This is a genomic window from Arthrobacter sp. HMWF013 (assembly GCF_003061105.1).
GTDB lineage: Bacteria > Actinomycetota > Actinomycetes > Actinomycetales > Micrococcaceae > Arthrobacter.
Map to the genome: position 1 here is coordinate 1 of NZ_QAIQ01000217.1, position 4,348 is coordinate 4,348.

3 protein-coding genes, 1 pseudogene and 1 riboswitch are annotated in these 4,348 nt (G+C 65.8%); of the genes and pseudogenes, 1 reads left to right on the plus strand and 3 read right to left on the minus strand.

The annotated features are described in order from the left end of the window. Positions 1-866: pseudogene (locus DBR22_RS09010) on the minus strand (lytic transglycosylase domain-containing protein); the annotation flags it as partial. 245 nt (positions 867-1,111) lie between these two features. After that, positions 1,112-1,301: riboswitch (cyclic di-AMP (ydaO/yuaA leader) on the plus strand. A gap of 3 nt (positions 1,302-1,304) precedes the next feature. On the opposite strand from DBR22_RS09010, the gene DBR22_RS09015 reads away from it, so the two are divergent. Then, the gene (locus tag DBR22_RS09015) at positions 1,305-2,156 is read left to right on the plus strand and encodes a C40 family peptidase (RefSeq protein WP_108598735.1); all 852 of its coding nucleotides are present in this window, start codon (positions 1,305-1,307) and stop codon (positions 2,154-2,156) included. Positions 2,157-2,227: 71 nt separating this feature from the next. Here the strand turns inward: DBR22_RS09015 and DBR22_RS09020 are convergent, their stop codons facing one another. After that, on the minus strand, positions 2,228-3,691 hold the full coding sequence (locus DBR22_RS09020) for a protein adenylyltransferase SelO (protein WP_108598736.1): 1,464 nt from the start codon (positions 3,689-3,691) through the stop codon (positions 2,228-2,230). 394 nt (positions 3,692-4,085) lie between these two features. Beyond that, complete coding sequence (locus tag DBR22_RS09025) at positions 4,086-4,298, minus strand: dienelactone hydrolase family protein (RefSeq protein ID WP_258229110.1); 213 nt, start codon at positions 4,296-4,298, stop codon at positions 4,086-4,088. Between the last annotated feature and the right edge of the window lie 50 nt (positions 4,299-4,348).

The window sequence follows — 4,348 nt, forward strand, 5'->3', positions numbered from 1 at the left end:
GGCACAGGGTTCACCGGTGCCGGGTTCACCGGTTTCTGGACAGCTGCCTGGACAGCTGCCGGGGCAGCTGCCTTGGCCGCCGCCTCCGCCTGCTGCCGCGCCTGCGCGGCAGCCGCGGCACGCTTGGCTGCCTGGGCATTCTCATAGGCGGCGAGGGCCGCCTGACCCTGCCGGAATTCACCTTCCACAGCCGCCGTTGTCCCCTTGAGGGATGCCAGCTGAGCAGTGAGCTCCTGACCGTGGTCCCGTTGTTCCTTGATCTGCCGGGACATGGCTTCCTGGGCTGCCTGGGCGGAGTCGAGCTTGCTCTTCGCTTCCGCTGACAGCCGCTCACGCTCTGCCCGGGCCGCTTTCTCCTGGTCAGCGAGGGCTTGGGACACCCGCTCGGCAGCGGACGCCTTGCTGACCAGGTCGGCTGTCTTGTCACTGACAATCCGGACGATGTTGAGGCCCTGGATGCTGTTGGTCTGGACGGCGTCCAGGGCCACGAAGAAGCCCATGTTGGTGCCGCCGGTCTTATACGACTGGGCCGCCAGGGCTCCGATTTCCTTTTTGTGCTGTGCCAGTCCGGCGGTGGCGCGGGCGGTCCGGGCGGTCAGTTCATCCAATCTTGAGCTGGCTGCCTGGAGGGCTGTTTCCGCGACGGCGTACTCGGCTGCGGAGGTGACCGCAGCTGTCCCCAATTCTTCGGCCCTGCTCTGAAGCCCGCCCAGAAGGTCATTGATTTTAGCCACCTCTGCGGCTTTCCCGGCCTCGCTTTGCTTGGCGTTCTCCACGTCCTGCCATGACGGATAACCGGCGGGCGGGGCGTCGTCCCCAGCGTGTGCCGGCAGCATTGATAACGAGGCGGCAAAGGCCAGCGTCAAGGTTCCTGCAATGACAGGCAGCCTCACTTTATGGAGAAAACGCGACATAGTTTGTGAGCCTACCCGGCATATACGGCATTCCGCCCCTGACCTGCAACATCGTTACGGTCAGGTGTCCAAGCGGGCGCAGAAGCGAGGCACATCTACCGCTTACATTCCGTTACCGGAATGTGACATTGCCGTCGAACAGAGGTTATGGTCGTCCGGTGCCCCGGTTCAAAGCCGGGACATTCCCGTCAGTATGCCGAGCCCTGCCGCTGAACCGGGACCCCAGTCGCTTTCAACTGGCAGGGACGGGGGAACCACGTTTCCACGGCTTCGAAGGAAGCCTTGGGGTTAAGTCGATACCGCTCCGTCCTTGACGGAGGCGTTGCCGGCCGGGTGTCTCCGACCCGAACCCGACAGCTCACCCCGCAGGCATGGGAGAGGCAATCAACCATGTCAAAGAACACCACTTCCGCACGCCATCGTGCCGTTGCAAACCGCTCTATTGTGCTGACAGGCCTGTCTTCGACAGCTAAAGCACACGCCCGCACCATCGGCAGGCCAGCCCTCATCGCTGTAGCCGCGTCCGGCATGCTCTTCAGTGCCGGCACTGCAGCCCAGGCCGGCGTCCAGGGCCCGGACGCGTCCGGGACCACCAACGTCCAAGGCCAGGTCAGCGCGCCGGCGGCTGCCCCCGCCGCTGCTCCCGCAGCAGCCGCAGCCAACGTCCACACGGTGGTATCGGGCGACACGCTGGGCGCAATTTCCGCCACCTACGGCGTCACCCTCAACGACGTACTGGCCGCCAATGGCCTGTCAATCGCGGCCATTATCTACCCCGGCGACCAGATCCAGATTCCGGGCGCCGGCTACGCCGCACCGGCACCTGCCCAGGCAGTCGCTGCCCCGGCCGCTGCCCCGGCCGCTCCGACCAACACCGGCATCCGGCTGGCCTCCACCGCGGCACCCGCTGCTCCTGCAGCCCCGGCTCCGTCCGGTGCCGCAGGTTCCGCGATCCTGGCGTCCGCCTACTCGCAGGTGGGAATCCAGCAGGATTGCACCGCCATGGTGGAGAAAGCCCTGCGTTCGGTCGGCAAGAGCGTGGGAGACCTGGCCCCGGGCCAGTTCTTCCAGTACGGCAGCGTGGTGGGTGCACCGGCCGCCGGTGACCTCGTCATCACGGCCGGCCACGTGGGCGTTTACGCCGGCAACGGCCAGGTTGTCAGCGGCGGCGTGGACGGTTACAAGACCGAAGTACACTCCATCAGCTGGCTCACGGGAGCGTCTTTCGTCCGCGTAGCGTGATCCCGGCCGGAACCGACGGCGACGGGGCAGCCGCAAGCCGCCCCGCCGCCGTCGTCCGCTGTTTCCTGCGCTCAGGTCCCGCAGAAAGTCCGGTAGCTCCCGAAGTCATCCGGGGCGGGGCCGGCATAGCGATCCAGGCCCGGCCGGTCCGTGTAGGGGTCGGCCAGCACATCCACCAAACGGTTGAAAGGGCCCATGTCTCCGGCTGTAGCGGCGGCAAGGGCTTCCTCAACCAGGTGGTTCCGGGGGATGTAGGCCGGGTTGGTCCGGTCCATGACCTCCGCCTCAGGAGCCAGGGCGCGCCAGCGTTCAACCCATGCATCGAACGGCCCCGGGTCCACGAAGTGGGCACGGGCATCTTCAGTGGTCCCACGGGCTGCTGAACTGAGGCTCCGGAAGAACGAGGTGTAATCCACGTCCCCTTTCTCCAACATGGCCAGCAGGTCCACTGCCAGCGGCGACGCCACATCATTTTGTGCGTCCGCGCCCAGCCCCAGTTTGGCCTTCATCCCGTCCAGCCACGCGGCGCTGTACTCCCCGCGGAAGGCGCCGAGGGACTCCACGGCCAGAGCAACAGCCTGTTCCTGATCCTCATGAAGCAGGGGCAGCAACGCCTCGGCGAGCCGGGTGAGGTTCCATTCAGCGATCAACGGCTGGTTGGCATAGGCATAGCGTCCACCCTGATCGATCGAGCTGTAGACGGCGCCGGGGTTGAAGGCGTCCATAAACGCGCACGGACCGTAATCGATGGTTTCGCCGGAGATCGCCATGTTGTCCGTATTCATCACACCGTGAACAAACCCCACCAGCATCCACCGGGCCACCAGCGACGCCTGGGCAGCTATCACCGCGTCGAAGAAGGCCACATAAGGCTGTGCGGCCTTCGCCGCGGCCGGATAGTGGCGGCCGATCGCATGGTCAGCAAGGCGGCGCAGGAGGTCGGTGTCTCCATTGACCCTGGCGAACTGGAAACTCCCCACACGCAAATGACTGCCCGCGACCCGGGTGAGTACAGCACCGGGCAGCATCGTTTCGCGGCGGACCGGCCGCCCTGTCCCGACGACGGCGAGTGACCGCGTCGTGGGGATGCCCATCGCGTGCATGGACTCGCTGACGAGGTATTCGCGCAGCATCGGACCGACGACGGCCAGGCCGTCTCCGGCGCGGGCGAACGGTGTGCGGCCGGAGCCTTTGAGATGGACGTCGCGGAGGCGCCCGTGGACGTCCGTGACTTCCCCGAGGAGCAGCGCCCGCCCGTCGCCGAGAATCGGCGAATAACCGCCGAACTGGTGCCCGGCATACGCCTGCGCAACCGGCGTGGCACCTTCCGGGACCAGGTTGCCGATCAGCTGGCGTATCCCTTCGGGGGTCCGCAGCCCAGCCGGGCTCAGGCCCAGCTCTACAGCCAACCGCTCGTTCAGGACCAGGAGTTGCGGGTCCGGGGCCTCCTCGGCCCGCCAGGGAACGGCCAGCTCTTCGAAATCACGGGCGAAGCGGCCCTCGAAGGTGAGCGTGGTTGTGGCTGCGGCTCTCATCTTTCAAGACTACCCGCGGGGCGTGCGTCCATTGCCTCCAGTGTGAAAATCCGCCGGCCCCGTGCAGGCGGCCGGCGCCTAAAATGTTGGTACCGGAAATTCGCTGCATGGGCGCAGTGACGGAAAATGGGAAGGTCGCGGTTCCCTTGGTCAAGAATCCCTTTGGGCACCATCATGAAGCGGAGAAGGAAACTCCCGCCTCAACCAAGCGAAGTCACCGGCACTGGCTGCAGCGCGAAGACGCCGGATTTGAACACGGGAGAAGCAGCCTGTTTTTCCTGGGCCATGACCTTCCCCAGCCCCCGACCGTTACGTGTATCCAGGGCCATGAGGTCAGGGAGGGCCAGGCTACCTGCGACCATGGCCATCCCGTCGGCTGAGGTGGAGCCGACTATCAGACGTGCTGCTTGAACCAGGCCAGCGTGTCGTTCCAGGCTGCGGTGGCCTGGGCCTCGTTGTAGCGCTCGCCGGTGTCGTTGTGGAAAGCGTGGTCGACACCGGGATACACGGTGATCTGGTGCGTGATGTTGTTTGCTGCCAGGGCATCGCGGAGGGCGGGCATGGCCCCGGTGATCCGCTGGTCGCGTTCAGCATAGATGCCGAACACCGCTGCCTTGATTGACGGAACCTGGCCAGGTCAGGGGCGGGCCCATAGAA